Annotated in this window: 25 protein-coding genes and 1 other RNA gene; 10 read left to right on the top strand and 16 right to left on the bottom strand. The window is 64.7% G+C overall.

Annotated features, from left to right (window positions below; all coding sequences use genetic code 11):
- The coding region (locus CDE01S_RS18690) for a chemotaxis protein CheW (protein ID WP_369406368.1) at positions 1-191 on the top strand (191 nt) is incomplete at its 5' end.
- 55 nt (positions 192-246) lie between these two features.
- The gene (locus CDE01S_RS19200; RefSeq protein ID WP_157077132.1) at positions 247-1,986 is read left to right on the top strand and encodes a methyl-accepting chemotaxis protein; all 1,740 of its coding nucleotides are present in this window, start codon (positions 247-249) and stop codon (positions 1,984-1,986) included.
- A 38-nt stretch (positions 1,987-2,024) separates the two neighbouring features.
- Here the strand turns inward: CDE01S_RS19200 and xerC are convergent, their stop codons facing one another.
- Genes xerC through dapF form a run of 3 tightly spaced genes read right to left on the bottom strand, consistent with a single transcriptional unit; the run spans position 2,025 to position 4,562 of the window.
- Positions 2,025-2,987, bottom strand: coding sequence for a tyrosine recombinase XerC (gene xerC / locus CDE01S_RS13935; RefSeq protein ID WP_066708714.1), 963 nt, complete (start codon positions 2,985-2,987; stop codon positions 2,025-2,027).
- Between the two features lie 4 nt (positions 2,988-2,991).
- A complete protein-coding gene (locus CDE01S_RS13930; RefSeq protein ID WP_066708712.1) occupies positions 2,992-3,678 on the bottom strand; it encodes a DUF484 family protein in 687 nt (228 codons plus the stop codon).
- The gene (gene dapF / locus CDE01S_RS13925; protein WP_066708709.1) at positions 3,675-4,562 is read right to left on the bottom strand and encodes a diaminopimelate epimerase; all 888 of its coding nucleotides are present in this window, start codon (positions 4,560-4,562) and stop codon (positions 3,675-3,677) included. The genes CDE01S_RS13930 and dapF overlap by 4 nt, the downstream gene beginning before the upstream one ends.
- Before the next feature lie 81 nt (positions 4,563-4,643).
- Between dapF and CDE01S_RS13920 the strand changes: the two genes are divergently transcribed.
- A complete protein-coding gene (locus tag CDE01S_RS13920) occupies positions 4,644-5,189 on the top strand; it encodes a carboxymuconolactone decarboxylase family protein (RefSeq protein WP_066708706.1) in 546 nt (181 codons plus the stop codon).
- Positions 5,190-5,463: 274 nt separating this feature from the next.
- Here the strand turns inward: CDE01S_RS13920 and CDE01S_RS13915 are convergent, their stop codons facing one another.
- Positions 5,464-6,447 carry a tripartite tricarboxylate transporter substrate binding protein gene (locus tag CDE01S_RS13915; protein ID WP_066708705.1) on the bottom strand — a complete coding sequence of 328 codons (984 nt, stop codon included), beginning with the start codon at positions 6,445-6,447 and terminating at the stop codon, positions 5,464-5,466.
- Positions 6,448-6,588: 141 nt separating this feature from the next.
- Here CDE01S_RS13915 and CDE01S_RS13910 point away from each other — a divergent pair, with 141 nt between their 5' ends.
- On the top strand, positions 6,589-8,259 hold the full coding sequence (locus CDE01S_RS13910) for an MBL fold metallo-hydrolase (protein ID WP_066708722.1): 1,671 nt from the start codon (positions 6,589-6,591) through the stop codon (positions 8,257-8,259).
- 4 nt (positions 8,260-8,263) lie between these two features.
- Entirely contained in the window at positions 8,264-9,040 is a 777-nt protein-coding gene (locus CDE01S_RS13905) for an RNA pseudouridine synthase (protein WP_066708702.1), read from the top strand.
- Positions 9,041-9,158: 118 nt separating this feature from the next.
- On the opposite strand, the gene nhaR is transcribed toward CDE01S_RS13905, so the two are convergent.
- Complete coding sequence (nhaR, locus tag CDE01S_RS13900) at positions 9,159-10,055, bottom strand: transcriptional activator NhaR (protein WP_066708699.1); 897 nt, start codon at positions 10,053-10,055, stop codon at positions 9,159-9,161.
- Between the two features lie 130 nt (positions 10,056-10,185).
- Here nhaR and CDE01S_RS13895 point away from each other — a divergent pair, with 130 nt between their 5' ends.
- Positions 10,186-10,722: an Rrf2 family transcriptional regulator gene (locus tag CDE01S_RS13895; protein WP_066708691.1), complete on the top strand. Its 537-nt coding sequence runs from the start codon at positions 10,186-10,188 to the stop codon at positions 10,720-10,722.
- Between the two features lie 37 nt (positions 10,723-10,759).
- Here the strand turns inward: CDE01S_RS13895 and rnpB are convergent.
- An RNA gene (gene rnpB / locus CDE01S_RS13890) (RNase P RNA component class A) lies at positions 10,760-11,088 on the bottom strand.
- Between the two features lie 73 nt (positions 11,089-11,161).
- Here rnpB and cysK point away from each other — a divergent pair.
- On the top strand, positions 11,162-12,079 hold the full coding sequence (gene cysK, locus CDE01S_RS13885; RefSeq protein ID WP_066708689.1) for a cysteine synthase A: 918 nt from the start codon (positions 11,162-11,164) through the stop codon (positions 12,077-12,079).
- A gap of 72 nt (positions 12,080-12,151) precedes the next feature.
- Here cysK and CDE01S_RS13880 read toward each other — a convergent pair whose 3' ends face one another.
- Entirely contained in the window at positions 12,152-12,499 is a 348-nt protein-coding gene (locus tag CDE01S_RS13880; protein ID WP_066708686.1) for a GFA family protein, read from the bottom strand.
- A gap of 87 nt (positions 12,500-12,586) precedes the next feature.
- Between CDE01S_RS13880 and CDE01S_RS13875 the strand changes: the two genes are divergently transcribed.
- Positions 12,587-14,326 carry an NAD(P)/FAD-dependent oxidoreductase gene (locus CDE01S_RS13875; protein ID WP_066708683.1) on the top strand — a complete coding sequence of 580 codons (1,740 nt, stop codon included), beginning with the start codon at positions 12,587-12,589 and terminating at the stop codon, positions 14,324-14,326.
- Here CDE01S_RS13875 and CDE01S_RS13870 read toward each other — a convergent pair.
- From CDE01S_RS13870 to CDE01S_RS13830, 9 genes are all read right to left on the bottom strand, one after another.
- Positions 14,323-14,625 carry a hypothetical protein gene (locus CDE01S_RS13870; protein ID WP_157077131.1) on the bottom strand — a complete coding sequence of 101 codons (303 nt, stop codon included), beginning with the start codon at positions 14,623-14,625 and terminating at the stop codon, positions 14,323-14,325. The genes CDE01S_RS13875 and CDE01S_RS13870 overlap by 4 nt on opposite strands.
- Positions 14,622-17,297, bottom strand: a complete 2,676-nt coding sequence (locus tag CDE01S_RS13865; RefSeq protein WP_218016530.1) for a bifunctional diguanylate cyclase/phosphodiesterase — start codon at positions 17,295-17,297, stop codon at positions 14,622-14,624. The genes CDE01S_RS13870 and CDE01S_RS13865 overlap by 4 nt, the downstream gene beginning before the upstream one ends.
- A gap of 270 nt (positions 17,298-17,567) precedes the next feature.
- Positions 17,568-18,443: a protease HtpX gene (htpX, locus tag CDE01S_RS13860; protein WP_066708674.1), complete on the bottom strand. Its 876-nt coding sequence runs from the start codon at positions 18,441-18,443 to the stop codon at positions 17,568-17,570.
- Positions 18,444-18,558: 115 nt separating this feature from the next.
- Complete coding sequence (locus CDE01S_RS13855; RefSeq protein ID WP_066708671.1) at positions 18,559-19,329, bottom strand: DUF3025 domain-containing protein; 771 nt, start codon at positions 19,327-19,329, stop codon at positions 18,559-18,561.
- On the bottom strand, positions 19,314-20,345 hold the full coding sequence (gene pyrC, locus CDE01S_RS13850; RefSeq protein ID WP_066708667.1) for a dihydroorotase: 1,032 nt from the start codon (positions 20,343-20,345) through the stop codon (positions 19,314-19,316). The genes CDE01S_RS13855 and pyrC overlap by 16 nt, the downstream gene beginning before the upstream one ends.
- A 123-nt stretch (positions 20,346-20,468) precedes the next feature.
- The gene (locus CDE01S_RS13845) at positions 20,469-21,206 is read right to left on the bottom strand and encodes an amino acid ABC transporter ATP-binding protein (RefSeq protein WP_066708664.1); all 738 of its coding nucleotides are present in this window, start codon (positions 21,204-21,206) and stop codon (positions 20,469-20,471) included.
- A gap of 18 nt (positions 21,207-21,224) precedes the next feature.
- Positions 21,225-21,896: an amino acid ABC transporter permease gene (locus CDE01S_RS13840; protein ID WP_066708661.1), complete on the bottom strand. Its 672-nt coding sequence runs from the start codon at positions 21,894-21,896 to the stop codon at positions 21,225-21,227.
- A gap of 2 nt (positions 21,897-21,898) precedes the next feature.
- Complete coding sequence (locus CDE01S_RS13835; RefSeq protein WP_066708659.1) at positions 21,899-22,648, bottom strand: amino acid ABC transporter permease; 750 nt, start codon at positions 22,646-22,648, stop codon at positions 21,899-21,901.
- A gap of 105 nt (positions 22,649-22,753) precedes the next feature.
- Positions 22,754-23,653, bottom strand: coding sequence for an amino acid ABC transporter substrate-binding protein (locus tag CDE01S_RS13830; protein ID WP_066708656.1), 900 nt, complete (start codon positions 23,651-23,653; stop codon positions 22,754-22,756).
- Positions 23,654-23,755: 102 nt separating this feature from the next.
- Between CDE01S_RS13830 and CDE01S_RS13825 the strand changes: the two genes are divergently transcribed.
- Both CDE01S_RS13825 and CDE01S_RS13820 read left to right on the top strand, forming a co-directional pair.
- On the top strand, positions 23,756-24,298 hold the full coding sequence (locus CDE01S_RS13825; protein ID WP_066708653.1) for a TRAP transporter small permease: 543 nt from the start codon (positions 23,756-23,758) through the stop codon (positions 24,296-24,298).
- Positions 24,295-25,593 carry a TRAP transporter large permease gene (locus CDE01S_RS13820; protein WP_066708651.1) on the top strand — a complete coding sequence of 433 codons (1,299 nt, stop codon included), beginning with the start codon at positions 24,295-24,297 and terminating at the stop codon, positions 25,591-25,593. The genes CDE01S_RS13825 and CDE01S_RS13820 overlap by 4 nt, the downstream gene beginning before the upstream one ends.
- Positions 25,594-25,598: the final 5 nt, after the last annotated feature.

Below are 25,598 nucleotides of genomic sequence, written 5' to 3'. Positions count from 1 at the left end.
TGGATGGTGTGTCGGATGTGATCACGCTGGCGCCCGCGCAATTGCGCCCGGTGCCGGAGTTGTCTTCGTCCATTGCCAGCGACCACCTGCTGGCCATCGGCTCGCTGGACGACCGCATGCTGATCCTGCTCGACATCGAGAAGCTCATGCGCAGCGAAGACATGGGCTTGGTGAGCCAGTCCTTGCAGTGATACCACCAGACCACCCAACGCGCACACCGCATGGGATTGAATCGAGGAAATTGAAATGAACACTATCAAAAACTTGAAGATCGGAACTCGGCTTGGGTTGGGTTTTGGCTTTGTCTTGCTGCTGCTGATCCTGGTGTCCGGTATGGGCATCAAACGCATGGCCGAAATCCAAGGACGACTTGACGAGATCGTCAAGGTCAACAACGAAGAAGCTCGTCTGGCTACAGACATGCGCGTGCATGCCAACATGATCAGCATGATGATGCGCGATCAACTGCTGCTGACCGATGCAGAAGCGCTCAAGAAAGCAACCGAGCGTCTGGACAAGGCTCGCACCAGCTATGACGAAGCCGACAAGAAACTGGGTCAGATGTTTGACACCATTGAAGGCACCACAGCCAAGGAGAAATCGCTGCTGGCCAAGATACGGGAGATGCGACAGGTCATCCAGCCGCTGAACAAGAAAGTCTCGACCTTGAGCCTGGAAAACAAAAAGGATGAAGCGATTTTGGCCCTGACGAAAGAGGCCTTGCCGGCACAACAAGCCCGCTTGGAGGTGATTCAGGAGCTGATCGATTTCGAGAACAACCTCAACAACGAGATGAGTGTCCAGTCCGAAGCGGCATACAAAGCAGCCCTGACCTTGTCACTGGCCATCGCCGGGTTCGGTGTTCTTCTCGGTATTGCGGCCGCTTTCTGGATTACCCGCTCCATCACTGTACCAGTGAGCTACGCAATCGAGGTGGCCCAGACCATTGCCGATGGTGACTTGTCATCCACTATTGTGATCGACACCACGGACGAAACCGGTCAATTGCTGGGCGCCATGCGCAATATGCAAGGCAGCTTGATCAAGGTGGTCTCCACGGTACGACAGGGTTCCGAAAGCGTAGCCACCGCGTCGAGCGAGATTGCCGAAGGCAACCATGACCTCTCTGCCCGCACCGAGAGCCAGGCCAGCGCGCTGGAAGAAACCGCCGCTTCGATGGAAGAGCTGAGCTCTACCGTCAAGCAGAATGCAGACAACGCCAAGCAAGCGAATCAACTGGCCCAAAGCGCCTCCACCGTGGCCATCCAGGGTGGCGAGGTGGTGGCCCAGGTGGTGGACACCATGAAGGGCATCAACGACTCAAGCCGCAAGATCAACGACATCATCAGCGTCATTGATGGCATCGCCTTCCAGACCAATATCCTGGCCCTGAATGCCGCCGTGGAAGCGGCCCGTGCCGGCGAACAGGGCCGCGGTTTTGCCGTAGTGGCCGGTGAAGTGCGTTCCCTGGCCAGCCGTTCTGCCGAAGCTGCCAAGGAAATCAAGACACTCATCACCGACAGCGTGGAGCGCGTCGAACAAGGCACGGCCCTGGTGGACCAGGCCGGCAGCACCATGAGCGAAGTAGTGGCCTCGATCCGCCGCGTAACCGACATCATGGGCGAGATCAGTGCTGCGAGTACCGAACAGAGCCAGGGCGTGGCGCAGGTAGGCGAGGCCGTGACGCAGATGGACCAGGCTACCCAGCAGAACGCGGCGCTGGTGGAGGAGATGGCGGCAGCAGCTTCCAGCCTGAAGTCGCAGGCGCAGGACCTGGTACAGACAGTCGCCGTATTCAAACTGACGCAAGGGCAGGCGCAGTCCGCGTCGACAAAAACCATCAGCCAGCCCAAACCGTCGGTGTCGAACAAGGCAGCGGCTCCCAAGGCGCTGGCCAAACCGGTGACCAAAACCGCCCTGCCACCTGCCAGCAAGCCTGTCAGTGCGAAAGCAGACGACGCCACCGGCGACTGGGAATCATTCTGAGGAAAAGAGGCAGCGCTTGAGTCCGGCGCTGTATACGCCTAAGACTTGGGCGGGCGCTTGCTGCGCGCGCGCGGATGCGCGGCGTCGTAGGCCTTGGCCAGATGCTGAAAATCGAGCCGGGTGTAGACCTGCGTGGTGCTGATGTTGGCATGGCCCAGCAGCTCCTGCACCGCGCGCAGGTCGCTGCTGGACTGCAGCACATGGCTGGCAAAGGAGTGGCGCAGCATGTGCGGGTGCACCGGCGTGGCCAGCCCCGCTTGCTGGCTGCGGCGCTTGAGGCGCTGCCAGATCGACTGCGCCGTCAGGCGCGTGCCATTGCGACCGATGAAAAGGGCCACCTGCTCAGCCGCCCCCCCCATCTGCGACCGCAACACCAGCCACTTTGACAAGGCGGCCAGCGCCTCGCGCCCCACCGGCACACTGCGCCGTTTGCCGCCCTTGCCCAGCACATGCGCCTCGGCCTCCTGCAGATCGATCCAGCCGCGTGCTGAAGCACTGGCCGCCACATCCAGCCCGGTCAATTCGGCCACACGCAAGCCGCTGCTGTAGAGCAGCTCCACCATGGCGGCATCACGCGCTTCCAGCCAGGGATCGGCCTCGTCATGGCGAAAAGCCGCCAGCTGCACCGCGTCGTCGACGCTCAGCGCTTTCGGCAAGGGTTTGGCCGCTTTCGGTGAGCGCACGTCCTGCACCGGGTTGCTGGCCACCAGCCCCTCACGTCCGAGCCAGGCATAGAAGCCGCGCCAGCCCGAGAGGATGAGCGCAATGCCGCGGCCGCTGCGCCTGCCACTGTGCATCTGCGCCACCCAGCGACGGATGTGGGTGTTCTGCACCTGCGTCAGCGCCACCGGTACCTGGGCCGCGAAGTCTTTGAGTTTCTGCAAGTCGAGCGCATAGAGCTCGACCGTGCGTTGCGCCAGCCGTTTCTCGACCCGGACATGCTCCAGGTAGCGCTCGACGAGTTCTTCGTCACCGCCTGCCTGGACCGCGTCCGGCGTCACAGCGTTACCTCAGCGGCGAGAGCGCGGCGCTGGCCAGTTCAGCAATGCGCTCCAGGAAGTCGGTGCCCATGGTGCTGACGAAACGCTGGGCATCCGGCGAGGCCAGCACCAGCATGCCGAAGGCCGGTGTCGTGTTGCCGGAAGCCGCCGCACGCAAGGGCAGCAGCGCCAGCGAAGCCGCCTGGGTCGGTTCCTCCAGCCAGCTGGCGGCCTCGAAGCCGGAGTTGACGCCGCAGAAGGGTTCACGCAGCGAGGAGGCAAACACCTTGGCGTCTTCGCTGACGTTCTGTGCGAAAGCGGCGCTGGCGAATTCCGGTGCCACGTCCCAGACCCGGATCGCGACCTGCGGCACCGAGAACTGCGTCTGGATCGAGGTGGCAATGGTGGCGGGCAGGTTGGTGAAGTCCAGCGTCAGGAACAGGTCGCGCGCCCAGACCAGCAGCTTGTCCAGCAGCGCCAGGTTGTCATTGCCGTGGCGGATCATGTCCATGATGCGGCCTTCGAGCATGCGGATCTTGTCGCGCAGCATCTCGGCCTGACGTTCCTGCAGGCTGACGGCACGGTGGCTGTGCGGGCTGGTCAGGTGCACAGCCGCCAGCAGCTCGGCATGGCGCTCGAAAAACTCGGGGTTGTTGCCCAGGTAATCGGCAATATCGTCCTCGGTTACGGGGTTCAGATGTTGGTTGCTCATGTCAGTTCTGGTAGTTCAATTTCGCCCTGGAAAACCGTGGTGGCCGGTCCCGTCATCATCACCGGTGCTGCCTGGTTCTGGCTGACACCGGCCCATTCAATCGTCAACACGCCGCCGCGGGTCTGTACGTCGACACGCGCATCGAGCAGGCCGAGACGGATGCCCGCCACCACCGCAGCGCAGGCGCCGGTACCGCAGGCCAGCGTCTCGCCGGCACCGCGCTCCCAGACGCGCAGTTTGATGTGCGTGCGGTCCAGCACCTGCATGAAGCCGGCGTTGACACGACGCGGGAAGCGCGGATGGTGTTCGATCAGCAGGCCCTGCGTCAGCACCGGTGCGTGCTCCACATCGTCCACCACCTGCACCGCATGCGGGTTGCCCATCGACACAGTTGCTACAAAAACAGTAGCTTCTTGCGCATTGGCGGCAAGGTCCAGTGGCCATTTTTGCCATGAACCGCTGGGCTCGGGCGTCAGGCCGGTGGCGTCAAAGGGAATGCTGGGCAGATCGAACACCGGCGCACCCATGTCCACCGTCACGCGGCCGTCGGCCTGCAGGCGCAGCTCGATCACGCCGCCCAGGGTCTGCACCCGGAGGGTGTCCTTCGGTGTCAGCCCCTGGTCGTGCACATAACGCGCAAAACAGCGTGCGCCATTGCCGCACTGCTCGACCTCGGCGCCGTCGGCGTTGTGGATCACGTACTCGAAGTCGATGCCCGGCGCCGGCGCGGGGCGCACGGTCAGGATCTGGTCGGCACCGACGCCGAAATGGCGGTCGGCCAGCCAACGGTACTGGGCTGTGCTCAGGCCGAGACGCCCGCGCGTCTCGTCCAGCACCACGAAATCGTTGCCGGCCCCCTGCATCTTGGTAAAGCGGATTCGCATGGCAACAAATTATCCGCTCATTTCTCCCCTTATCCTTGGAGGCTGACAGCCTGTTACTTCAACTTCATAGGGACAACACGCATGCGACTGCCCGACTGGACCCCCGAACGCAAAGCCCAACCGCAGGAACTGGTGGACGCCATCCTGGCGCGCCGCGGCGGCGCCCTGCTCAACCTCGACAAGGCGCTGCTGTGGAGCGAGCCGCTGGCGCGCGGCTGGAACACCTACCTCAAGGCCGTGCGCACTGAACTGCCGACCAGCCGCCGCTTGCGTGAACTCGGCATCTGCACCGTGGCGCTGCTCACCGGCGCCCACTACGAGTACCACCACCACGCGCCCGACTTCCTGGCTGCCGGCGGCACGCAGGCCCAGCTCGATGCGCTCAATGCCTTCGTCCGGACCGACCCGCGCGGCATTCCGGCTGACCCGTCACTGGGCGAGGTGGACCAGCTGGTGATCCGCTACGCGGCGCAGATGACGCTGGACGTGAAGGTCAGCGACGAGGTCTTCGATGCCCTGCGCCGGCATTTCGACGAGACGCAGATCGTGGAGCTGACCAGCGCGATTGCCACCTACAACATGGTGGCGCGTTTCCTGGTGGCACTGGGGATCACACCGGAAGGTTGACGCCCACCCCCAGGCTGCGCGCACTGCGTGTCGCTTCGCCACCCCCCTTGCAGGGGGCAACGCCAGCGGCCCGGCAAAGCCGGTTCCGCGGCATTCCGCGGATTTCGTTGAGCCAAGCCATGGAGGTTTCGCCGCCGGGCCGTCCCAAGGCGAAACGCGGCCCCTCGGGGGGCTGAGGCCCACGGCTCTGAGCTGCTCGGACGGGCCGAAGAGTCGCAGCCTCCGGCGCGACCCCACAGGGCGCTACACGTAGTGAGCAACCGTGGGGACCACCTCAATCCGGCTTGATGTTGTTGTCTTTCACCACCTTGGCCCAGATGTCGATCTGGCGGTCGATGAACACACGGGCGGCCTCCGGTGAGCCGCCCATGACGTCGATGCCCTGGGCGTCGAGTTTCCTGGCGACTTCCGGCGACTTCAGGGTCTTGTTCAGCTCTTCGTTCATGCGCTTGACGATCTCGGGCGGGGTTTTGGCCGGTGCCAGGATGGCCCACCAGGCCGGTGCCTCGAAACCGGCAAAGCCGCTCTCGGCGATCGTGGGCACCTCCGGCAAATCCGGCGAACGCGTGCTGGTTGTCACGGCCAGCGGCCGCATGCGCTTGCTGTCGATGTGCGGCTTGGTCACAAACACCGAGCCGATGGACAGCGGCACGTGCCCCGCCACCGCATCATTCATCAAGGGACCGCCGCCCTTGTAGGGGATGTGCTGGAAGTCCAGGCCGGCGCTCTTGCCCAGCAGCGCCATGGCCAGGTGGCCCAGACTGCCGGAGCCGATCGAGCCGTAGCTCACACCCTGCTTCGAGCGCGCCGCGGCCAGCACATCGGCAAAGGTCTTGTACGCCGAGCCGGCATGGGTGGCCAGCACCATGGGCGAGGTACCCACCACGATAATGGGAACCAGGTCTTTTTTCGTGTCGAAGGGCAGGTTGGGAATCAGGCTCGGGTTGACGCCGTGGGTGTCGAACACCACAGCGAAGGTGTAGCCGTCCGCCGGTGCCGCAGCCACCATGCCGGTGCCGATGGCGCCCGAAGCACCCCCCTTGTTGTCCACGATGATGTTCTGCCCCAGCTGCTGTGACAGCGGTTGCGCCAGGATGCGCGCCACCTGGTCCACCGAGCCGCCGGGCGGAAACACCGCCACCAGCTTGATCGGCTGCTTGCCCGGCCAGGCCTGGGCCAGGGCGCTCAGCGGCATGGCCAGCGCGGCAGTTGCGGCCAGGGCGCAGAGTGTGCGCAAGGTCTGTCGATTCAGGGGCATGCGGGTCTCCTCGGGTCGTGTTGAAGCCCAAGTATCGAGCGCCCCGGCCCTCCTGTGCGTTGCGGAAATTACCAATCGGGTTTACGCGTAGAGCCGCTTGGGCGGCGCCAAGCGTGGCAGCTTGACGGCACAATGCAGTCCATGCCGCGCCTGAACCAGCTCCTGCACGCCCAGCGTGAACCCGCCCCCCTTTGGCATGCTGCCACCGTGCTCCTGCTGCGCGACGGACCCCAGGGGGTGGAAGTACTGATGACCCGCCGCTCGCTCAGCGCCAGCTTCGCCCCCGGCGCCTACGTCTTTCCCGGTGGCGGCATCGATGCGGCCGATGGACAAGCCCACGCCCTGGCGCAGCGCCGCCCCGGCCAGAGCGACGAGCACCTGACGCAGGCGATTGCCGCCATCCGCGAAAGCTTCGAGGAACTTGGCATCCTGCTGGCGCGCCGCGCCGACGGCACCGCCGCCGATGCCAGTGATGTGGCCCAACTGGACCGCCACGCACCGCTGCTGCCGCAATGCCAGGCACGAGGCCTGACGCTGGCGGCCAACGAGGTCTTCGTGCTGGCGCGCTGGATCACCGACCGCGACCTGCCGCGCCGCTTCGACGTGCCCTTTCTGGTGGCGCGCATGCCGCACAACCAGACCGCGGTGGCCGACGAACGCGAGCAGTTCGACCCGGTGTGGGTGCGCCCGGCCGATGCGCTGGTGCGCCACCGCGAAGGCAGCTTCTTCATGATCTTCCCCACCGTGCGCACGCTGGAGCGGCTGCTGCACTTCCCGGACGTGGCGGCCGTGCTGCAGGCCTGCGCCGCCACCGAAGAACCGCTGTGGACCAGCTGCCCGCGCGCCGGCCTGCTGGTCGGCCGCGAAGCGCGCTACATGGAAGGCGATGCGCCGTTCGGCGAGCTGGCCCTGGTCTGCCCCGACGGCCAGATGCTGCACCACCTTGACTGGCAGCACACGCAGCCGGTGCCGCTGCTGAAGAACGTGCAGCGCCTGACCGCTACCAACCCCGGCGTGATGACCGGCCCCGGCACCAACAGCTACCTGGTGGGCGACCCGCGCACCGGCTACATCGTGATCGACCCTGGCCCTGACGACCCGGAGCACCTGGAGCGCCTGTGGCGCGCCGCCGGTGGCGACATCCGCATGATCGTCTGCACCCACTCGCATGCCGACCACTCGCCCGGCGCCCGGCCACTGCAGGCGCTGTGCCTGAATGCCGGCCAGGGCCACGGCGTGCCGCCGGTGCTGGGCCTGCCTTCGGCGCCCACCGCACGCGCCGCCAGCCACTTCACACCCGACCGGGCGCTACAACATCAGGAGCTGCTGACGCTGATTTCACAAGGGCTGGAGCCCGAAATCACCCACACCCTGCAGGTGATCCACACGCCCGGCCATGCTGCCAACCACCTGTGCCTGGCGCTGGTGGAAGACGGACTGCTGTTCTCGGGTGACCACATCCTCAACGGCAGCACCACGGTGATCGACCCGCCGGACGGCAACATGACGGCCTACCTCGACTCGCTGGCGCTGCTGGACAACGCCTGCGCCGAGCACCGCATCGACTTCATCCTGCCGGCGCACGGCCACGTGCTGGGCGAGGCACGCACGGCCATCGCGCACTTGCGTGCGCACCGGCTGCAGCGCGAGGCCAAGATCCTGCGCGTGATGCAGGCCCTGCCCGAGGGCACCATGGATGAATGGGTGGCGCTGGCCTATGACGATGTGCCCGAACGCATCTGGCCGGTGGCCAAGCGCTCGCTCCTGGCCCATGTGGAACGCCTGCGCGCCCTGCCACCCGGCAACGACTGAACCCATGACCTTTTCATCCCATCCTTCAGACACCGAAGGCGTTCGCCTGGCCCGGCGCGTGGCCGAACTGGCCGGCTGCTCGCGCCGCGAGGCCGAGCTCTACATCGAAGGCGGCTGGGTGCGTGTCAACGGCGAGGTGGTGGAAGTGCCCCAGTTCCGGGTGCTGGACCAGACCGTCGAACTCGACCCCGCGGCACGGCGCCAACCGGCCACGGCGCCGGCGCCCGTCACCCTGGTGCTGCACAAACCGCCGGACGTCATCGCCACGGCCGCCGCCGGACAGGCCCATGCCGCCATCGACCTGCTGCGCCCGGAAACGCGTGATAGCAGCGACCGTTCCGGCATCCGCCAGCTGCAACGCCACCTGCGCGGCCTGGAAGTCGTCACGCCACTGGAACCTGCGGCCAGCGGCCTGCTGGTCTTCACACAGGACTGGCGCGTGAAACGCAAGCTGGTGGAAGATGGCGCGCTGGTGGAGCACGAGGTCATGGTGGACGTGCGCGGCACCGTCTCCCCGGAAGCACTGCAGCAGCTCAACCGTGCGCCGGTGGTCGACGGCCGCGCCATGGCGCCCGCCCGGGTCAGCGTGAACCGGCAGACGGGTGATGTCACCGGCCTGCGCTTTGCCCTCAAGGGTTATTGGCCCGGGCAGATTGCGCACATGTGCTCGGCCGCCGGCCTGACGATCCTGGCCGTCAAACGCATCCGCATCGGACGCCTGCCGCTGGCCGGCCTGCCCGAAGGGCACTGGCGCTACCTGATGCCGTACGAACGCTTCTGAATAGAGCCCCCACGCTCGCCCACTGCGTGTGGCTCTCTGCCCCCGTGCAGACAGGCCCTGCGCGGCGCCAGGGCCGGGGCCGCGTTTCGTCTGGGGGCGGCCCGGCGGCGAAACCTCTTCAAGCGCTGAACAGCCGGCCGCGCGCGGCCTGTGTGATGGCCGCCACCGCCGGGTGCTTGATGCGGCGCTCCACCGAGACGGCAAAAAACTCCTCCACCAGTTCGTCGCTGCGGCCAATGACCTCCACGCCATAGTGCGCCACCGTCTCCGCCTCCAGCACGCTGGGCGACATGAAAACGCCGCGCCCCTCGCGGCCGAAGGCGGTCATCAGCGCGCCGTCGTCGAACTCACCGACGATGCGCGGCTGGATCTGCTGGCGCACCAGCCAGCCATCGAGCTGCTGGCGCACCGAAGAGGCCGCGCCCTGGATCAGCATCGGCGCGTCGTGCAGGCATTGCGGGAACTTGCCCTGCAACTGGTTTTTCAGCGCCGGGGCGCAGAAAAAACTCATGGGAGAGGTACCCAGCGCATGGTTGAAGGCCTTGACGCTGATGCGGCGCGTCAGCGGCTCATCGGCAATCACGAGGTCGAGCCGGTGCAACGCCAGCTGCGCCAGCAGGTCGGGAAATTTGCCCTCGCTGCCGATCAGACGCACCGGCACGTCCAGGGCCATGGCCGGCTCCAGCAGGCGGTAGGCCACCGACTTGGCCACCGAATCGGCCACGCCGACGCGGAAGTCCAGCACCCGCGGCCCGCTGCGCGGCTGGCGCAAGGCCGACTCCAGCTCGGCGCCCAGGGTGAAGATGTCGTCTGCATAGTCCAGCGCCACGCGGCCGTCTTCCGTCAGCTCCAGCTGGCGGCCGCTTTTGCGAAACAGCTTGCGCCCCAGCCGATCCTCCAGCAGCTTGATTTGTCCCGACAGCGTCTGTGGCGTTGTATGTAACTGCTCACCTGCGCGCATGATTCCGCCGGCACGTGCTGTCACCCAGAAATAGTACAGATGCTTGAAGTTCATGGTGAGCTCATATCTTCGGTTTTATCGAAGTAATTAAACCAAAAATACGAATTTACGAGAAGTGACACAATGACTACAGTAAGGATGTGCGGACATCTCGTCTGTGCAACTGATGCTGAAAGGAAGCGCCATGCGTTTAAGCACCAAAAGCCGCTTTGCCGTTGCCGCCATGATTGATCTGGCCTTGCGCGAGCAGGCCGGACCGGTCCCACTGGGCTCCATTGGTGAGCGACTGCAGATTTCGCTGTCTTACCTGGAACAGATGTTCAGCAAGCTGCGCCAGCAGGGCCTGGTGGACAGCACGCGCGGCCCTGGCGGCGGCTACACGCTGGCGCGGGCAGCCCAGGCCATCAGCGTGGCCGACATCATCATGGCGGTGGAAGGTGCGCGCGCCCTGCAGCTGGAGACGGCCACCGGTGCGGGTGAGGCCGGCTGCGCCCTGACGCAAGAACTGTGGACCAGCCTGAACACCAAGATGATGGAGCACCTGCAGTCCATCACGCTGCACCAGCTCGGCGAAGAACAACGCGCCAAGGGCGGCGTGCACGTGGAAGCGCGGCCGGCCAGCAAGCGCGGCATCTTCGCGCAACGCAAGGCCGCACCGGCGAAATCGACCGTGCCGAATTCGGTGTTTGCGCTGGCCGGGGCACTGGGCAGCAGCCGCTAAAGAAACGCAGCGCCGTGCGGCGCTGCGTCGTGCATAAGTGTGAAGTCCGCCGATAAGCCGGATTCTGTGCGCCGAGGTTGCCCTCGGTGTGACCGCCATTAATCTGGGCCGGGGGTCGCCCCACCGGCTCGGTGCTACCTACCCGCACACTCCGCGGGCCGCGTCAATGTGTGCCTATTTGGTATTGCTGCGCGTAGAGATTGCCCGTTTCACCCGCAACAGGTTGCCCTGTTGCGACTCGTCTCTGTTGCTCTGATCCTCACCTCACGGTGGACAGCTGTTAGCTGCTACGCTGCCCTGTGCAGTCCGGACGTTCCTCCAGTGCCTGGTTTCCCAGATTGCACCAGCGGCGGTCTGGCGGGCTTCACAGCACGGATTATCCTCTGCGGCGACAATTCCTGCATTGAGCATTCGAATTCCGACCGAAGGAGCCCCCGCCATGAAAGCCGACAACATCCTGCAGACCATTGGCAACACGCCGCATGTACGCATCAACCGCCTGTTCGGCAACACCGCCAACGTGTGGATCAAGTCCGAGCGCGGCAACCCGGGCGGCTCCATCAAGGACCGGATTGCCCTGGCCATGATCGAAGACGCTGAACGCAGCGGCGCGCTCCAGCCCGGCGGCACCATCATCGAGCCGACCTCCGGCAACACCGGCGTCGGCCTGGCCATGGTGGCCGCCGTCAAGGGCTACAAGATGATCCTGGTCATGCCCGACAGCATGTCGATCGAACGCCGCCGCCTGATGCTCGCCTATGGCGCCAGCTTCGATCTGACACCGCGCGAAAAAGGCATGAAGGGCGCGATTGCCCGTGCCGAGGAACTGGTGGCCAGCACGCCGGGCGCCTGGATGCCGCAGCAGTTCGAAAACCCGGCCAACATCGAGGCGCACGCCCGCACCACCGCCCTGGAAATCATCCAGGACTTCCCGGAAGGTCTTGATGCGCTCATCACCGGTGTCGGCACCGGCGGCCACCTCACCGGCTGCGCCAGGGTGCTGAAAGCGAAGTGGCCGCAGCTCAAGGTGTTCGCCGTCGAGCCCGCCGCCTCGCCCGTGATCTCCGGCGGCGCCCCGGCCCCGCACCCGATCCAGGGCATCGGCGCCGGTTTTGTGCCGAAGAACCTCGATACCGGCCTGCTTGACGGCGTGATCACGGTGGACGCAGAGGCCGCTCGCGAGATGGGCCGGCGCAGCGCCCGCGAGGAAGGCATGCTGGTGGGCATCTCCTCCGGCGCCACGCTGGCGGCGATTGCGCAGAAGCTGCCGGAATTGCCAGCCGGCGCTACCGTGCTGGGCTTCAACTACGACACCGGCGAGCGCTATCTGTCGGTGGAGGGATTCCTGCCGACTTGAACCGCAATACGGGCCGGCAGGCACTTGCTGCACGCCGACCCTCGCTGGCCTGGATTCAGCGCCTCACCGCGCTCAGGACGACCGGCCATCAAAGTTTGTGACGGGGATGGCGGCCAAGTCGACACCTTCCAGGCAACGCACATTGATAGCCGCCATATGATTCCCCTTGGGATCAACACCTTCCCCGTAAGGATGAATGCCACACGTGGGACAGAACCGGTGCCGGATCACATGCTTGTTGAACACGTACGTGCTGGCTGCTTCCTCTGGCGTCAGCAGATGGAGCTTTTCGCGTGGCACAAACCACAGGAGCGAGCCTTTGCGTGAACACATGGAACAGTTGCAGGCCATGGCGCCATTGATTTCACCGTCCACTTCAAACGCAATCCTGCCGCAATGGCAACTTCCTTTGTAGCGCATAAGTCCTCCGCTGATGGGTCTCATCGGCCACCGTGGCAGCGGCTCAGCGTATCATGACGCCCTTCTTCTGCTTGATCAACACAAGCCATGATCCGACTGACCGAACTCAAGCTCCCGCTGGAGCACGCGGCCGACGCGTTGCCGGCCCTCATTGCCAAGACGCTGGGCCTCGCGCCCGAAGCCATCACCCGCTTCACCATCTACAAGCGCAGCTTCGATGCGCGCAAGGCCGATCTGCTGAAGGTCTATATCGTGGATGTAGACCTGGATCCAGCGCTCGAAGCCAGCCTGCTGGAAAAGTTTGCCGGCCATCCGCACATCGGCCCATCGCCCGACCTGGTGTACCACCCGGTGGCACAGGCGCCGGCCGACCTGAAGGAGCGCCCGGTGGTGGTGGGCTTCGGCCCCTGCGGCATTTTTTCGGCATTGATCCTGGCGCAGATGGGCTTCAAGCCGATCGTGATCGAGCGCGGCACCACGGTGCGCCAACGCACCAAGGACACCTGGGGCCTGTGGCGCAAGCAGGTGTTGAACCCGGAGTCCAACGTGCAGTTCGGCGAAGGCGGCGCCGGCACCTTCAGTGACGGCAAGCTCTACAGCCAGATCAAGGACCCGCGCCACCTGGGCCGCAAGGTGATGAACGAGTTCGTGCAGGCCGGCGCACCGGCAGAGATTCTGGTGGAAGCACACCCGCACATCGGCACCTTCAAGCTGGTCAAGGTAGTGGAGAGCATCCGCGAGCAGATCATCGCGCTGGGCGGCGAAATCCGCTTCCAGCAACGCGTCACCGATGTGAAGATTGAAGAGACACCCAAAGGCAAACAGCTGCGCGGCCTCACCATCCTGGACCTCAGCACCAACCAGTCCTACGAGTTGAAGGCCTCGCACGTGGTGATGGCACTGGGCCACAGCTCGCGCGACACCTTTGCCATGCTGTTCGACCGTGGCGTGGCCATGCAGGCCAAACCGTTCTCGGTGGGCTTTCGCATCGAGCACCCGCAAAGCGTGATCGACCGTGCACGCTGGGGCAAGCACGCAGGCCACCCGCTGCTGGGCGCCGCCGACTACAAGCTGGTGCACCACGCGAAAAACGGCCGCGCCGTCTACAGCTTCTGCATGTGCCCCGGCGGCACAGTGGTGGCGGCCACTTCGGAGCCGGGCCGCGTGGTGACCAACGGCATGAGCCAGTACTCGCGCAACGAGCGCAACGCCAACGCCGGCATCGTGGTCGGCATCGAGCCGGTCGATTATCCGAACGGCGTGGATGACGCGGCTGACTGGCAGGCAGCCTTCGGCCCGGAAGACGGTACCCGTTACGCGCAGCAGGCGGCCAATATGGCACGCCAACAACCGCCCCAGCCGCACCCACTGGCGGGCATCGTGCTGCAGCGCAAGCTGGAAGCCCATGCCTACGTGCTGGGCGGCGGCACCTACGACGCGCCGGGCCAGCTGGTGGGCGACTTCGTCGCCAACCAGCCGTCCACCGACTTCGGCAGCGTGCTGCCCTCCTACAAACCGGGCGTGCACCTGGGCAACCTGGCCACCGCCCTGCCAAACTACGCCATTGAAGCGATCCGTGAAGCCTTGCCGGCCTTCGGCAAGAAGATCATGGGTTTTGACATGAAGGACGCCGTGCTCACCGGCGTGGAGACACGCACCTCCTCACCACTGCGCATCCCGCGCGGTGAAGACCTGCAAAGCCTGAATGTGCGCGGCCTCTACCCGGCCGGCGAAGGTGCGGGTTATGCCGGCGGCATTCTGTCGGCAGGAGTGGACGGCATCAAGGTGGCCGAGGCACTGGCGCTCGACCTGCAGCCATCCGCCTAAGGAGCACGTGGCGGGGTGGGTGGGGGCGGCGGCGGAGGTGACTTGCGCTTGCGCACCTGCGGCGGTGGCGGGGTATCCGCCCAGGGCGGCGCCGGCAACGCATCGGTGCCGCAGGCAGCGCGTACCGCGGCACCTTGCACCGTCAGAGGGTACTGGGACGCTTCCATCACCGTGCGGTCCTTGAACTCGTTGTACTCCACCCAGGCCTGCTCGCAGGCGGGGGGGGTTTGTGCCAACGCCACCGGTGCGGCCAGGCACAAGGGCAGCAGCCGTAAAACAGGTAAGCGAAGCTTGTTCATATGATCAAATCCCCCTTCATCAACAACTGGCGGCCCGCCCACTGCCCGACGAACTCGACAAAGTCCTGCGCCGGCATGGGCCGGGCAAAGAAATAGCCCTGGGCTTCTTCGCACGCGAAGTCGCGCAGCCGCGCCAGCATATCGCCATTCTCCACCCCTTCGGCCAGGGTCCGCAGGTTCAGGCTGCGCGCCATCTGGATGATGGCACGGATGATGGCGGCATCATCCGGATCGGAGGCCAGATCGCGGATGAAGGACTGGTCGATCTTGAGCTTGTCCACCTCGAAGCGTTTCAGGTAGGACAGGCTGGAATACCCGGTGCCGAAATCATCGATCGACAGTTTCACCCCCAGCAGCTTAAGGCGCTGCACCGTCGCCAGCACCTGCTCGGTGTTGTGGATCAGGATCGACTCGGTCAGCTCCAGCTCCAGGCAATGCGGATCGAGTCCGCTGTCCTGCAAGGCGCGCATCACCTTGTGCTCGACATCGCCACGCTTGAATTCCACCGCGGACAGGTTGACCGCCATCACCAGTGGCGGCAACCCCGCCTGCTTCCACGCCGCCCCCTGGCGGCAGGCCTCCTGGATCACCCACTCGCCGATCGGCACGATCAGGCCGCTGTCTTCGGCCACCGGGATGAAGCGGGCTGGCGACACCAGGCCCAGTTCGGGATGGCGCCAGCGCAACAAGGCCTCGGCCCCGATCACTTTGCCAGTGCCAAGATCGATCTGAGGCTGGTAGTGCAGTTCGAACTCGCCGCGGTCCAGTGCCCGGCGCAGGCCGGTTTTGAGGCTGAGGTGCTCAACCGCCTTGACGTTCATCTGCTCGTCAAAGAAACGGTAGCTGTTGCGCCCGGCGTCCTTGGCCTGGTACATGGCGGTGTCGGCTTTTTTCAGCAGGGTCTCGAAATCCCGGCCGTCGCTCGGGTAGATGGCAATGCCGATGGAAGCCGACGTGGTCAGCTCATGTCCATCGAGCTCGAACGGAGCGTGCAATTGCTCGCGGATCTTGGCCAGCACGGGGCTGATGGCATCGGTGTCGGACAGATCGGACAGCACGATGAGGAACTCGTCACCGCCTTGCCGGCTGATGGTGTCGGTCTCGCGCACGCAGGCACCCAGACGCAGCGCGATCTCCTTGAGCAGGGCATCCCCTACGGCATGCCCCAGCGAATCATTGATGGTCTTGAAGTTGTCCAGATCGATGAACAGCAGCGCCACACGCAAACCGGCACGATCCGCGTAGGCGATGGCCTGCGTGAACCGATCGTGCAGCAACAGACGGTTGGGCAGGCCGGTCAGGACGTCGCGGTAGGCGAGGAATTCGATCTGTCGTTCGGCCTGTTTGCGCGCCGTGACATCGGTGGCAATGGCCAGATAGCCGTCGATCTCACCCGAAGCACCGCGCAGAGGCGCCATGGTGGTGCTCAGCTCGAACACCGTGCCGTCACGCTTCTGCCGCTGCACCTCGAACTGGATGATGCTCTCACCACGCAAGACGCGCTCACGCAACTCCCGTGTTTCCGCCTCTTTACCGATCGGCACACTCAACAGGGGCTTGCCCAAGACTTCTTCGGCGCGCCAGCCGAACAGTTTTTCCGCGGCCAGGTTCCAGGCCGTCACCAGGCCCTGTTGGTTGCGTGTGTAGATGGCAAACGGCGAACTCTGGATGATGGTCTGGTTCAGGTACTTTTCAGCATCCAGCGTCCGGTTGACGGACCGCAAGGCCGCCACAGCCTGCGCCTGCTGGCGCCAGACCTGGCAGATGAACCACGACAGCACCAGCGTGGCCAGCACAAAAACCCCGACCAGCCCCATCGCCTTCAAGGCCTCCTGACGCCAACCGGCCAGAGCCACCGCCGTCGACAAGCCCGCCACAATGTGCAGCGGCACACCCCTCACCTTGCGGTAGGCGAAGACCCGGTGCACGCCATCAATGCTGGAGACGGCCTGGTAACTGCCTTCGACCGCCTCGGAACGCACCAGGCTTTGCAGGGCTGGCGAACCGAACTTCATCCCCACCAAGGTCGCCACCGTCGGCACCTCCGGATGGCGGGTCACGACGCGCATGTCGCTGTTGAACAATGTGAACGAATCCCCAGGTCCCAGTGTCAAGGTGGCAAAGGCGCTGCTGAAACGCGCCACCGGTATTGAGCCAACAACCACACCGGCAAAGCGGCCCTCTGGCGTGCGGATGGCCCGCGCCAGGTTGATGACCCACTTGCCGCTGATGCGCCCCAATGCCGGCTGTCCGACCACCAGTCCGGCGTATGGCTGCTCGCGCAAACGCACAAAGTAGTCGCGATCCGCCACCATCAGCTGGGAGCCCGGCAATACACCGGTCCCGTGCGTCATGCGCCCCTGCTCGTCCGTCACACGCAGACCGTCCAGGTCAGGGTGCTGGAACAGCTGCTGTTCGATGAAAAAGTTCAGGGCTTGGTCATCGCGCCGCTCAGACGCCATGTTGCGTTCAACCTCCATGAGGGTGGCCCGCAAGGACAGGTCGGTTTCGCGGAGGGAGGCCGCGATGTCATGGTCAAGCAGCAGGGCCAGGTTCTGGACTTCGCTGGCCGCGCGCTCCTCGTATTTGAGACGGCTCTCAAAAAGCGCCCAGACGGCCAGTGCGATCACCAGCAGATTGAGCAGCAACAGCCCCGAAAACAGACGCGCCATGAACCCCATGGCGAAGACATGGCGAAGACATGGCGCAGCCATGCCGGAACGCGGCGCGTTGCCTGCGCGAACCCGCGGTAGGCCTGGGGCATGGGGCTCTTGTCTTGCAACGCGGCCTCCGAACAAGTTGTTTGTCTGCTTCAGTCGACCCCATTGTGGAGAGACCCATCCGCGAGCGCAAGTGGTCTTGCCCCAAGATGCCAGGGCACAAAAAAACCCGGCCGAACTGAGCAGTCCGGCCGGGTTGCATCAGGAGCAGGATGTTCTTGCTCAGCCTTGGGCGTTTTGCAGCGCCGCGATGCGCTCTTCGATCGGCGGGTGGGTCGAGAACAGCTGGCCGATGCCGCCGGCAATGCCCATGGCCGCCATGCTCTTGGGCAGCTCACCAGCATGCAGGCCGCCCAGGCGCGCCAGCGCATTGATCATGGGCTGCTTGCGGCCCAGCAGTTGCGCGGAGCCGGCATCGGCGCGGAACTCGCGCTGACGCGAGAACCAGGCCACGATGATGGCGGCCAGGAAACCCAGCACGATGTCGAGCACGATGGTCGTCACGAAGTAGCCGATGCCGGGGCCGCTGTCGCGGTCGTCGCCCTTGCGCAGGAAGCTGTCCACCGCATAACCAATGACACGGCTGAGGAACACCACAAACGTGTTCATCACCCCCTGGATCAGCGTCATGGTAACCATGTCACCGTTGGCAATGTGGGCCACCTCGTGGCCGATGACGGCTTCCACCTCTTCGCGCGTCATGCCCTGCAGCAGACCGGTAGACACGGCCACCAGCGCCGAGTTCTTGAAGGCGCCGGTGGCGAAAGCATTCGGCTCGCCTTCGAAAATGCCGACCTCGGGCATGCCGATGCCGGCCTTGTCGGCGAACTTCTGCACGGTGTTGACAATCCAGGCCTCATCGGGCGACTGCGGCTGCTCGATCACGCGCACACCGGCGCTCCACTTGGCCACCGGCTTGCTGATCAGCAGCGAAATGATGGCGCCGCCAAAACCCATGACCAAGGCATAACCAAGCAAGGCCCCCAGATTCATGCCATTGGCCGTGAGGTAGCGGTTGACACCCAGCAGGCTGGCCACAATGCCCAGCACCACCACCACCGCAAGATTGGTCAGAACAAACAGAACAATGCGTTTCATGCTTTCCTTCTACGACAGCCCGTCATTCGCAGGCCGATGGCGCGAATGGTAAGGGCGGAACGATGAAAATCAAGGCACAGACGGGAAAAGTCCCCATCACCTGTGGCCATTTGATTCACCGGCTGCCGGATGATACGGGATGCGCCGCGGCGCGGGCCGGGCGAAACACCTGCGCGTCGTCGTAGAAGGCCGGCTCGCCATTGGCCGGCCACCAGCCGGGTACACCCAGCACCGGCAGCGGCACGAAGGGCTTGCCCGCCAGTTTGTCTGCCGTGAGATCCTGCGCCAGCCAGGCATCCAAACTTGCTATCGAATCTATAGCGATTTGCGCAGGATAGACGTGGGCCGTGATCGGTTTTTTTGGATAAACCAGTTTTTCCAGCAAGGCATGGCCGAACAGCAGCAGCGAAGCCTGCGCCCACAGCGGCCGCAGCTCGATGAACAGGCGCTGCCAGTCCCGGGCCACCAGGGCATCCCACAAGGCATCGGGGGCGTGCAGCAGGGCAGCGTTCTCGTCGAACACGGTGATGGCATCGCGCACCGGCCCGCGCACCGCCTGCACGCCGTCGGCCGCAATCTGCGCCGCCTGCAGCTGGTTGAGCCGTTGTTTGGCCAAGGGGAAATGCTGCCAGATGAGGCCGTTGAAGAAATCGTGCAGGCCGTCACGTGTCGGCACACCGCCCTGCTCAAAGATGTACTGCTCGTAGGCCATGCCATCGGGCAATGCCGACTGCGGCACGAAACGCACCGGCATGGCCGCACAGCTGTTCAGCGCCGCCGCACAGCTGGCGCCCTGCATCACCTGCTGCGCCAGCGGCTCTCCAACCTTGCGGTACGGCGCCAGCCAGGGCGCCGACCAGTCAATCAGCGCTAGACCATGCGCCACGGCAGCGGCTCACCGGAGCGCAGCGGCTTGAGCTCGGCCTGACCGAAGGGGAAGCTCTCCGGCGGCGTCCACGACTCGCGCCGCAGCGTGATGGTGCCCGTGTTGCGCGGCAAGCCATAGAAGTCGGCGCCATGGAAGCTGGCAAAGCCTTCGAGCTTGTCGAGCCCGCCCGCCAGATCGAATGCCTCGGCGTACATCTCGATCGCCGCATGCGCGGTGTAGCAGCCGGCGCAACCGGTGGCGTGCTCTTTCAGGTGTACCGGGTGCGGCGCACTGTCGGTGCCGAGGAAGAACTTCGGGTTGCCACTGGTGGCTGCCGCCACCAGGGCCTGGCGATGCACTTCCCGCTTCAGCACCGGCAGGCAGTAGTAGTGCGGCCGGATGCCGCCGGTGAAGATGGCGTTGCGGTTGTAGAGCAGATGGTGGGCGGTGATGGTAGCGCCCAGGTAACGGTCGCTGGCCTGCACGTACTGCGCCGCCTCCTTCGTCGTGATGTGCTCGAACACGATCTTCAGCTCGGGGAAGTCGCGCCGCAGCGGCATCAGTTGCTGCTCGATGAACACCGCCTCGCGGTCGAACAGGTCGATCTCGGGCGAAGTGACCTCGCCGTGCACCAGCAGCAGCAGGCCCTCGCGCTGCATAGCTTCCAGCGTCTTGTAGGTCTTGCGCAGGTCGGTCACGCCGGCATCGCTGTTGGTGGTGGCGCCCGCCGGGTAGAGCTTGGCCGCCATCACGCCCGCGTCTTTGGCGCGCTGGATCTCGTCCGGTGGCAGATTGTCGGTGAGGTAGAGCGTCATCAGCGGCTCAAACGCCATGCCTGCCGGCACGGCAGCCAGGATGCGGCGCTTGTAGTCCAGCGCCTGCTGCGCGGTGGTCACCGGCGGCTTCAGGTTGGGCATGATGATGGCGCGGCCGAACTGGGCTGCGGTGTGCGGCACCACAGTGGCCAGCGGCTCGCCGTCGCGCACGTGCAGATGCCAGTCATCGGGGCGGGTGATGGTAATTTGCGAAGTCATGACGCTATTGTCCCAAAACCGCCACTCTCGGTCTCAGACCAGGGCTGCCGCAGAACCGGCTTAGCCGGGCTGCTGGCGGCGTCCCCCTTGGGGGAAGCGGCGCAGCCGCTCAGGGGGACGCTCTCAATGCCCCAAGATCTTGCTCAGAAAGTCCTTGGTCCGCGGCTGGCGCGCGTCCGGGTTGTTGAAGAACTCCTCGCGCGAGCAGTCTTCCAGGATCCTGCCGCCGACATCCATGAAGATGACGCGGTTGCTGACCTTGCGCGCAAAGCCCATCTCGTGCGTCACGCACATCATGGTCATGCCCTCCTGCGCCAGCCCCACCATCACATCAAGCACCTCACCCACCATCTCGGGGTCGAGTGCCGAGGTCGGCTCGTCGAACAGCATGACGATCGGATCCATGGACAGCGCGCGCGCAATGGCCACGCGCTGCTGCTGGCCGCCCGAGAGCTGGCCCGGGAACTTGTCTTTGTGTGCCGACAGGCCGACGCGGTCAAGCATCTTCAGGCCGCGCACCTTGGCATCATCCGGACTGCGTCCCAGCACCTTGATCTGCGCGATCGTGAGGTTCTCCGTCACCGACAGGTGCGGAAACAGCTCGAAATGCTGAAACACCATGCCAACCCGGCTGCGCAACTTCGGCAGGTTGGTTTTCGGGTCGTGCACCGGCACACCGTCAACCCAGATTTCGCCCTGCTGGAAGGGCTCCAGCGCATTGATGGTCTTGATCAGCGTTGATTTGCCCGAGCCCGACGGACCGCACACCACCACCACCTCGCCCTTGCGGATGCTGGCGGAGCAATCGGTCAGCACCTGAAAGCTGCCGTACCACTTGGAGACGTTCTTGAGTTCAATCATGACAAATCCTTCCCGCCGTCACCGGATGATGGCAATCTTCTGATGCAGCCGCTTCACCGCCCAGGACAGCGCGTAGCACATGACGAAGTACAACAGCGCCGCTGCCAGATAGGCCTCGATCGGACGGCCGAAATTCTTGCCGGCCACCTCGAAACCCTTGAGCATGTCGTAGGCCCCGATGGCATAGACCAGCGAGGTGTCCTGGAACAGGATGATGGTCTGCGTCAGCAACACCGGCAGCATGTTGCGCAAGGCCTGCGGCAGCACCACCAGCCGCATGTTCTGGCCGTAGGTCATGCCCAGCGCCTGGCCGGCAAACACCTGACCGCGCGGAATCGACTGGATGCCGGCGCGCATGATTTCGCTGAAGTAGGCAGCTTCGAAAGCAATGAAGGTGACCACCGCGGACACCTCGGCGCCAATCGGGCGGCCGATGAGGGCCGGCATGAGCAGGAAGAACCACAGAATCACCATCACCAGCGGAATGCTGCGCATGCCGTTGACGTAGATCGTGGCGGGCACGTCGAGCCATGGCTTGCCCGACAGGCGCATCAATGCCAGCACGGTACCGAAGATCACGCCGCCCACCGTGGCCACCAACGTCAGCATCAGGCTGAAGTACAGCCCCTTGAGGACGAAGTTGCTGATCAGGTCCCAGTTGTAGAACGAAAGGTCGAGCTGGAGGTTCATTGTCAATGCCCTCCACCCGCGACAATGAAACCCGGCACGCGTGCGCGCCTCTCGATGAAGGCCATGAGACGGTTGATGGCAAACGCCGAGATGATGTACAGGGCGGTCACGCCCAGGTAGACCTCGATGCCGCGCGATGTTTCCTCCTGCGCCTGCATGGCGAACATGGTCAGCTCGGCCACCGACACGGCGAACGCGACCGACGAGTTCTTGAAAATGTTCATGGTCTCGCTGGTCAGCGGCGGTACGATGATGCGGAACGCCATGGGCAACAGCACATAGCGGTAGGTCTGGAAGGTGGTGAAACCCATGGCCATGCCGGCATAACGCTGCCCGCGCGGCAGCGTCTCGATGCCCGAACGCACCTGCTCGGCAATGCGCGCCGAAGTGAAGAACCCCAGCGCCAGCACCACCAGCACAAAGCCCGGCACCGCCTTCATGGCCGGGAAGATGCTGGGCACCACGTGGTACCAGAGGAAGATCTGCACCAGCAACGGGATGTTGCGAAACAACTCGACCCAGGCGTTGCCGAGTTTCACGACCAGCGGACGATCGGGCAGCGTGCGCAGTGTCCCGATCAACGCGCCCAACAGCAGTGCCAGCAACAGCGACAGCAGTGACACCGACACGGTCCAGCCCCAGGCCGACAACATCCAGTCGAGGTAGGTGATACCGCCGTCCTTGCCAAAGCAGCCTTGCACGGCCACCCGTTCCATGGTGTCTTCACAGAACACCTGCCAATCCCAGCTCATGTGTCACCCCTCCTTCTCATCGACAGGGCTCCGGTTGCCGTACACCTGCGTCAACCCGACACCCCTCAACCATCGGGCCGAAGGGATTCGGCAGCACGCGCCGGCTTACTTCTTGGCGTAATCTTCCATGGGCTTGTCGTTCGGGTTGGCCCAGGCCGCCTTGGTGGCCTCCGACAGCGGCAGGCCCACCTTGGTGTTGGTCGGAGGGATCGGCTGCATGAACCAGCGGTCGTACAGCTTGGCCAGCGAGCCATCGGCGATCTGGCGCTTGATGCTGTCGTCCACCGCCTTCTTGAAGGCCGGGTCGTCCTTGCGCAGCATGCAGGCAATCGGCTCGACCGACAGCACCTCACCGACGATCTTGAAGTCGTTGGGGTTCTTGGACTTCGAGATGTTGGCCGCCAGGATGGAGCCGTCCATCACGAAGGCGTCGGCACGACCGGATTCGAGCAGCAGGAAACTGTCGGCGTGGTCCTTGCCGTACACCTCCTTGAAATCGATGCCGCCCGCACGCTCATGCTTGCGCAGGGTCTGCACCGAAGTGGTCCCGGTGGTGGTGGCGACACTCTTGCCGTTGAGGTCCTTGATCGACTGGATGCCCGAATTGGCCTTGACGGCAATGCGCACCTCTTCCACATACGTGGTCACGGCGAACGCCATGTCTTTCTGGCGCGCGGCGTTGTTGGTGGTGGAGCCGCACTCCAGATCGACCGTGCCGTTGGTCACCAGCGGGATGCGGTTCTGCGAGGTCACCGGCTGGTACTTGATGTCCAGCTTGGCCAGGCCGAGCTGCTTCTGGATGTCGGCCAGGACACGCTCACCCATCTCGGTATGAAAACCCACGTATTTGCCGTTGCCCAGGGTATAGCCCAGACCCGAGGATTCACGCACACCCAAGGTGACGCTGCCGGAAGCCTTGATCTTGGCAAGCGTGTTGTTCGCCTGGGCCAACGCACCACTGGCCGCCAAGATGGCAATGGAAAAGGCCAATACCTGCTTCTTCATGGGATGCTCCTTGTGGGGTGCCGACGACGCGTCGACAAATGCGATGGATTTGATTCTATACGCCGCTAAGATAGTTGAACAATAAATCACAACCCCAGCCCCATGTCACTGCCCTCTGATTTCGGCCCACCAGACGAGGCCGGATTACCCCCGGAAATGAGCGAGCGCGACGAGGCAACCCGGGTGCCGCTCAAGCTCGAGGACTGGCTCACCGTCATCGTCATGGGCGCCTTGGCCCTGATCACCTTTGCCAATGTCCTTGTGCGCTACTTCACCAACCAGTCCTTCGCCTGGACCGAGGAGTTTTCGGTCTTCCTGATGATCGTGCTGTCGCTGGTGGCCGGTTCTGCCGCCGTGGCGCGCAACCGGCATATCCGCATCGAGTACTTTGCCGACAGCGGCCCCGCGTCGCGTCAGCGGGCCCTGGCCCGTTTCGGCGCCCTGATGGTGGCCCTGCTGTTCGGGCTGATCGGCGTCCTCAGCATGCGCCTGGTCTGGGACGATTACCGTTTTGGCGAGACCTCTCCCGGCATTGGCGTGCCGCAATGGTGGTATTCGATCTGGCTGCCGGTGCTGTCGATCGCGATCATGCTGCGCGCGCTCGGCCTGTTCATCCGGCGCGGCCGTGATGAGGACGACGCATGATCGTCGCCCTGCTTTTCCTCCTCTTCATTGCCATGATGCTGCTGGGCGTGCCGATCGGCGCCGCCCTGGGCCTGGCCGGTGCCACAGCCATCGGCGTGGCCAATGCCGACGCGCAATGGTTCGGCTTGCTGGCCGTGCCGCAGAACTTCTACGCCGGCCTGGGCAAGTACCCCTTGCTGGCGATTCCCATGTTCGTGCTGGTGGGCTCCATCTTTGACCGCTCGGGCGTGGCGCTGCGGCTGGTGAACTTTGCCGTGGCCATTGTCGGCCGCGGCCCCGGCATGCTGCCGCTGGTCGCCATTGCCGTGGCCATGTTCCTGGGCGGCATCTCGGGCTCCGGCCCGGCCAACGCAGCCGCGGTCGGCGGCGTGATGATCGCGGCCATGGCGCGCGCCGGCTACCCGGCGGCCTTCTCGGCCAGCGTGGTGGGTGCGGCCGCAGCCACCGACATCCTGATCCCGCCCTCGGTGGCCTTCATCGTCTACTCGGTGCTGGTGCCGGGCGCCTCGGTGCCTGCGCTGTTTGCCGCCGGCATGGTGCCGGGCATCCTGGCCGGCGTGGCCCTGATCGCGCCGACCGTCTGGATGGCACGCAAGCACAAGATGGGCGCCCTGGAGGCCAGCCTGCCGCGCCCCCCGTTCTGGAAAAGCCTGCGTGAAGCCGTCTGGGGGCTGGCGGCCCCGGTGGTCATCCTGGGTGGCATGCGCGCGGGCTGGTTCACCCCGACCGAAGCCGCGGTGGTGGCCGTGTTCTACGGCCTGTTCGTCGGCATGGCGATCCACCGCACGATCCGGGTGCGCGACCTGTTCGTGATCCTGCGCGAATCGGGCGAGCTGTCGGCCGTGATCCTGCTGGTGGTGTCGCTGGCCGGCATCTTTGCCTATTCGCTCTCCACGCTGGGCGTGATCGACCCGATCACCCACGCCATTGTGAATTCGGGGCTGGGCGAATATGGCGTCCTGGCGCTGCTGATCGTCATGCTGATCACGGTGGGCATGCTCCTCGACGGCGTGTCGATCTTCCTGATCTTCGTGCCGCTGCTCCTGCCCATCATGCAGCACTACCAATGGGACCCCGTCTGGTTCGGCGTCATCCTCACGCTCAAGGTGGCGCTCGGCCAGTTCACGCCGCCCCTGGCCGTCAACCTCATGGTGTCGTGCCGCATCGCCCGTGTGCGCATGGAAGAAACGGTGCGCTGGGTCGGCTGGCTGCTGTTCGCCATGGCCCTGGTCATGGTGGCCGTGATTGCCTTCCCCGAGCTGGCGCTGTGGCTGCCCCGCACACTGGGCTACTGAGTTCT

Origin of the sequence: Curvibacter delicatus NBRC 14919 (assembly GCF_001592265.1) — a bacterium.
GTDB classification, from domain to species: domain Bacteria; phylum Pseudomonadota; class Gammaproteobacteria; order Burkholderiales; family Burkholderiaceae_C; genus Hylemonella; species Hylemonella delicata.
Note: the sequence above shows the minus strand (reverse complement) of the source record. Positions and strands in the feature narration are given on the sequence as shown.

Excerpts from the sequence above, each read along its gene's own strand:
- CDE01S_RS19200 (WP_157077132.1), top strand. The coding sequence starts at position 247 with ATGAACACTATCAAAAACTTGAAGATCGGAACTCGGCTTGGGTTGGGT.
- CDE01S_RS13930 (WP_066708712.1), bottom strand. The coding sequence starts at position 3,678 with ATGAGCAACCAACATCTGAACCCCGTAACCGAGGACGATATTGCCGAT.
- dapF (WP_066708709.1), bottom strand. The coding sequence starts at position 4,562 with ATGCGAATCCGCTTTACCAAGATGCAGGGGGCCGGCAACGATTTCGTG.
- CDE01S_RS13920 (WP_066708706.1), top strand. The coding sequence starts at position 4,644 with ATGCGACTGCCCGACTGGACCCCCGAACGCAAAGCCCAACCGCAGGAA.
- CDE01S_RS13915 (WP_066708705.1), bottom strand. The coding sequence starts at position 6,447 with ATGCCCCTGAATCGACAGACCTTGCGCACACTCTGCGCCCTGGCCGCA.
- CDE01S_RS13910 (WP_066708722.1), top strand. The coding sequence starts at position 6,589 with ATGCCGCGCCTGAACCAGCTCCTGCACGCCCAGCGTGAACCCGCCCCC.
- CDE01S_RS13905 (WP_066708702.1), top strand. The coding sequence starts at position 8,264 with ATGACCTTTTCATCCCATCCTTCAGACACCGAAGGCGTTCGCCTGGCC.
- nhaR (WP_066708699.1), bottom strand. The coding sequence starts at position 10,055 with ATGAACTTCAAGCATCTGTACTATTTCTGGGTGACAGCACGTGCCGGC.
- CDE01S_RS13895 (WP_066708691.1), top strand. The coding sequence starts at position 10,186 with ATGCGTTTAAGCACCAAAAGCCGCTTTGCCGTTGCCGCCATGATTGAT.
- cysK (WP_066708689.1), top strand. The coding sequence starts at position 11,162 with ATGAAAGCCGACAACATCCTGCAGACCATTGGCAACACGCCGCATGTA.
- CDE01S_RS13880 (WP_066708686.1), bottom strand. The coding sequence starts at position 12,499 with ATGCGCTACAAAGGAAGTTGCCATTGCGGCAGGATTGCGTTTGAAGTG.
- CDE01S_RS13875 (WP_066708683.1), top strand. The coding sequence starts at position 12,587 with ATGATCCGACTGACCGAACTCAAGCTCCCGCTGGAGCACGCGGCCGAC.
- CDE01S_RS13870 (WP_157077131.1), bottom strand. The coding sequence starts at position 14,625 with ATGAACAAGCTTCGCTTACCTGTTTTACGGCTGCTGCCCTTGTGCCTG.
- CDE01S_RS13865 (WP_218016530.1), bottom strand. The coding sequence starts at position 17,297 with ATGGCGCGTCTGTTTTCGGGGCTGTTGCTGCTCAATCTGCTGGTGATC.
- htpX (WP_066708674.1), bottom strand. The coding sequence starts at position 18,443 with ATGAAACGCATTGTTCTGTTTGTTCTGACCAATCTTGCGGTGGTGGTG.
- pyrC (WP_066708667.1), bottom strand. The coding sequence starts at position 20,345 with ATGACTTCGCAAATTACCATCACCCGCCCCGATGACTGGCATCTGCAC.
- CDE01S_RS13845 (WP_066708664.1), bottom strand. The coding sequence starts at position 21,206 with ATGATTGAACTCAAGAACGTCTCCAAGTGGTACGGCAGCTTTCAGGTG.
- CDE01S_RS13840 (WP_066708661.1), bottom strand. The coding sequence starts at position 21,896 with ATGAACCTCCAGCTCGACCTTTCGTTCTACAACTGGGACCTGATCAGC.
- CDE01S_RS13835 (WP_066708659.1), bottom strand. The coding sequence starts at position 22,648 with ATGAGCTGGGATTGGCAGGTGTTCTGTGAAGACACCATGGAACGGGTG.
- CDE01S_RS13830 (WP_066708656.1), bottom strand. The coding sequence starts at position 23,653 with ATGAAGAAGCAGGTATTGGCCTTTTCCATTGCCATCTTGGCGGCCAGT.
- CDE01S_RS13825 (WP_066708653.1), top strand. The coding sequence starts at position 23,756 with ATGTCACTGCCCTCTGATTTCGGCCCACCAGACGAGGCCGGATTACCC.
- CDE01S_RS13820 (WP_066708651.1), top strand. The coding sequence starts at position 24,295 with ATGATCGTCGCCCTGCTTTTCCTCCTCTTCATTGCCATGATGCTGCTG.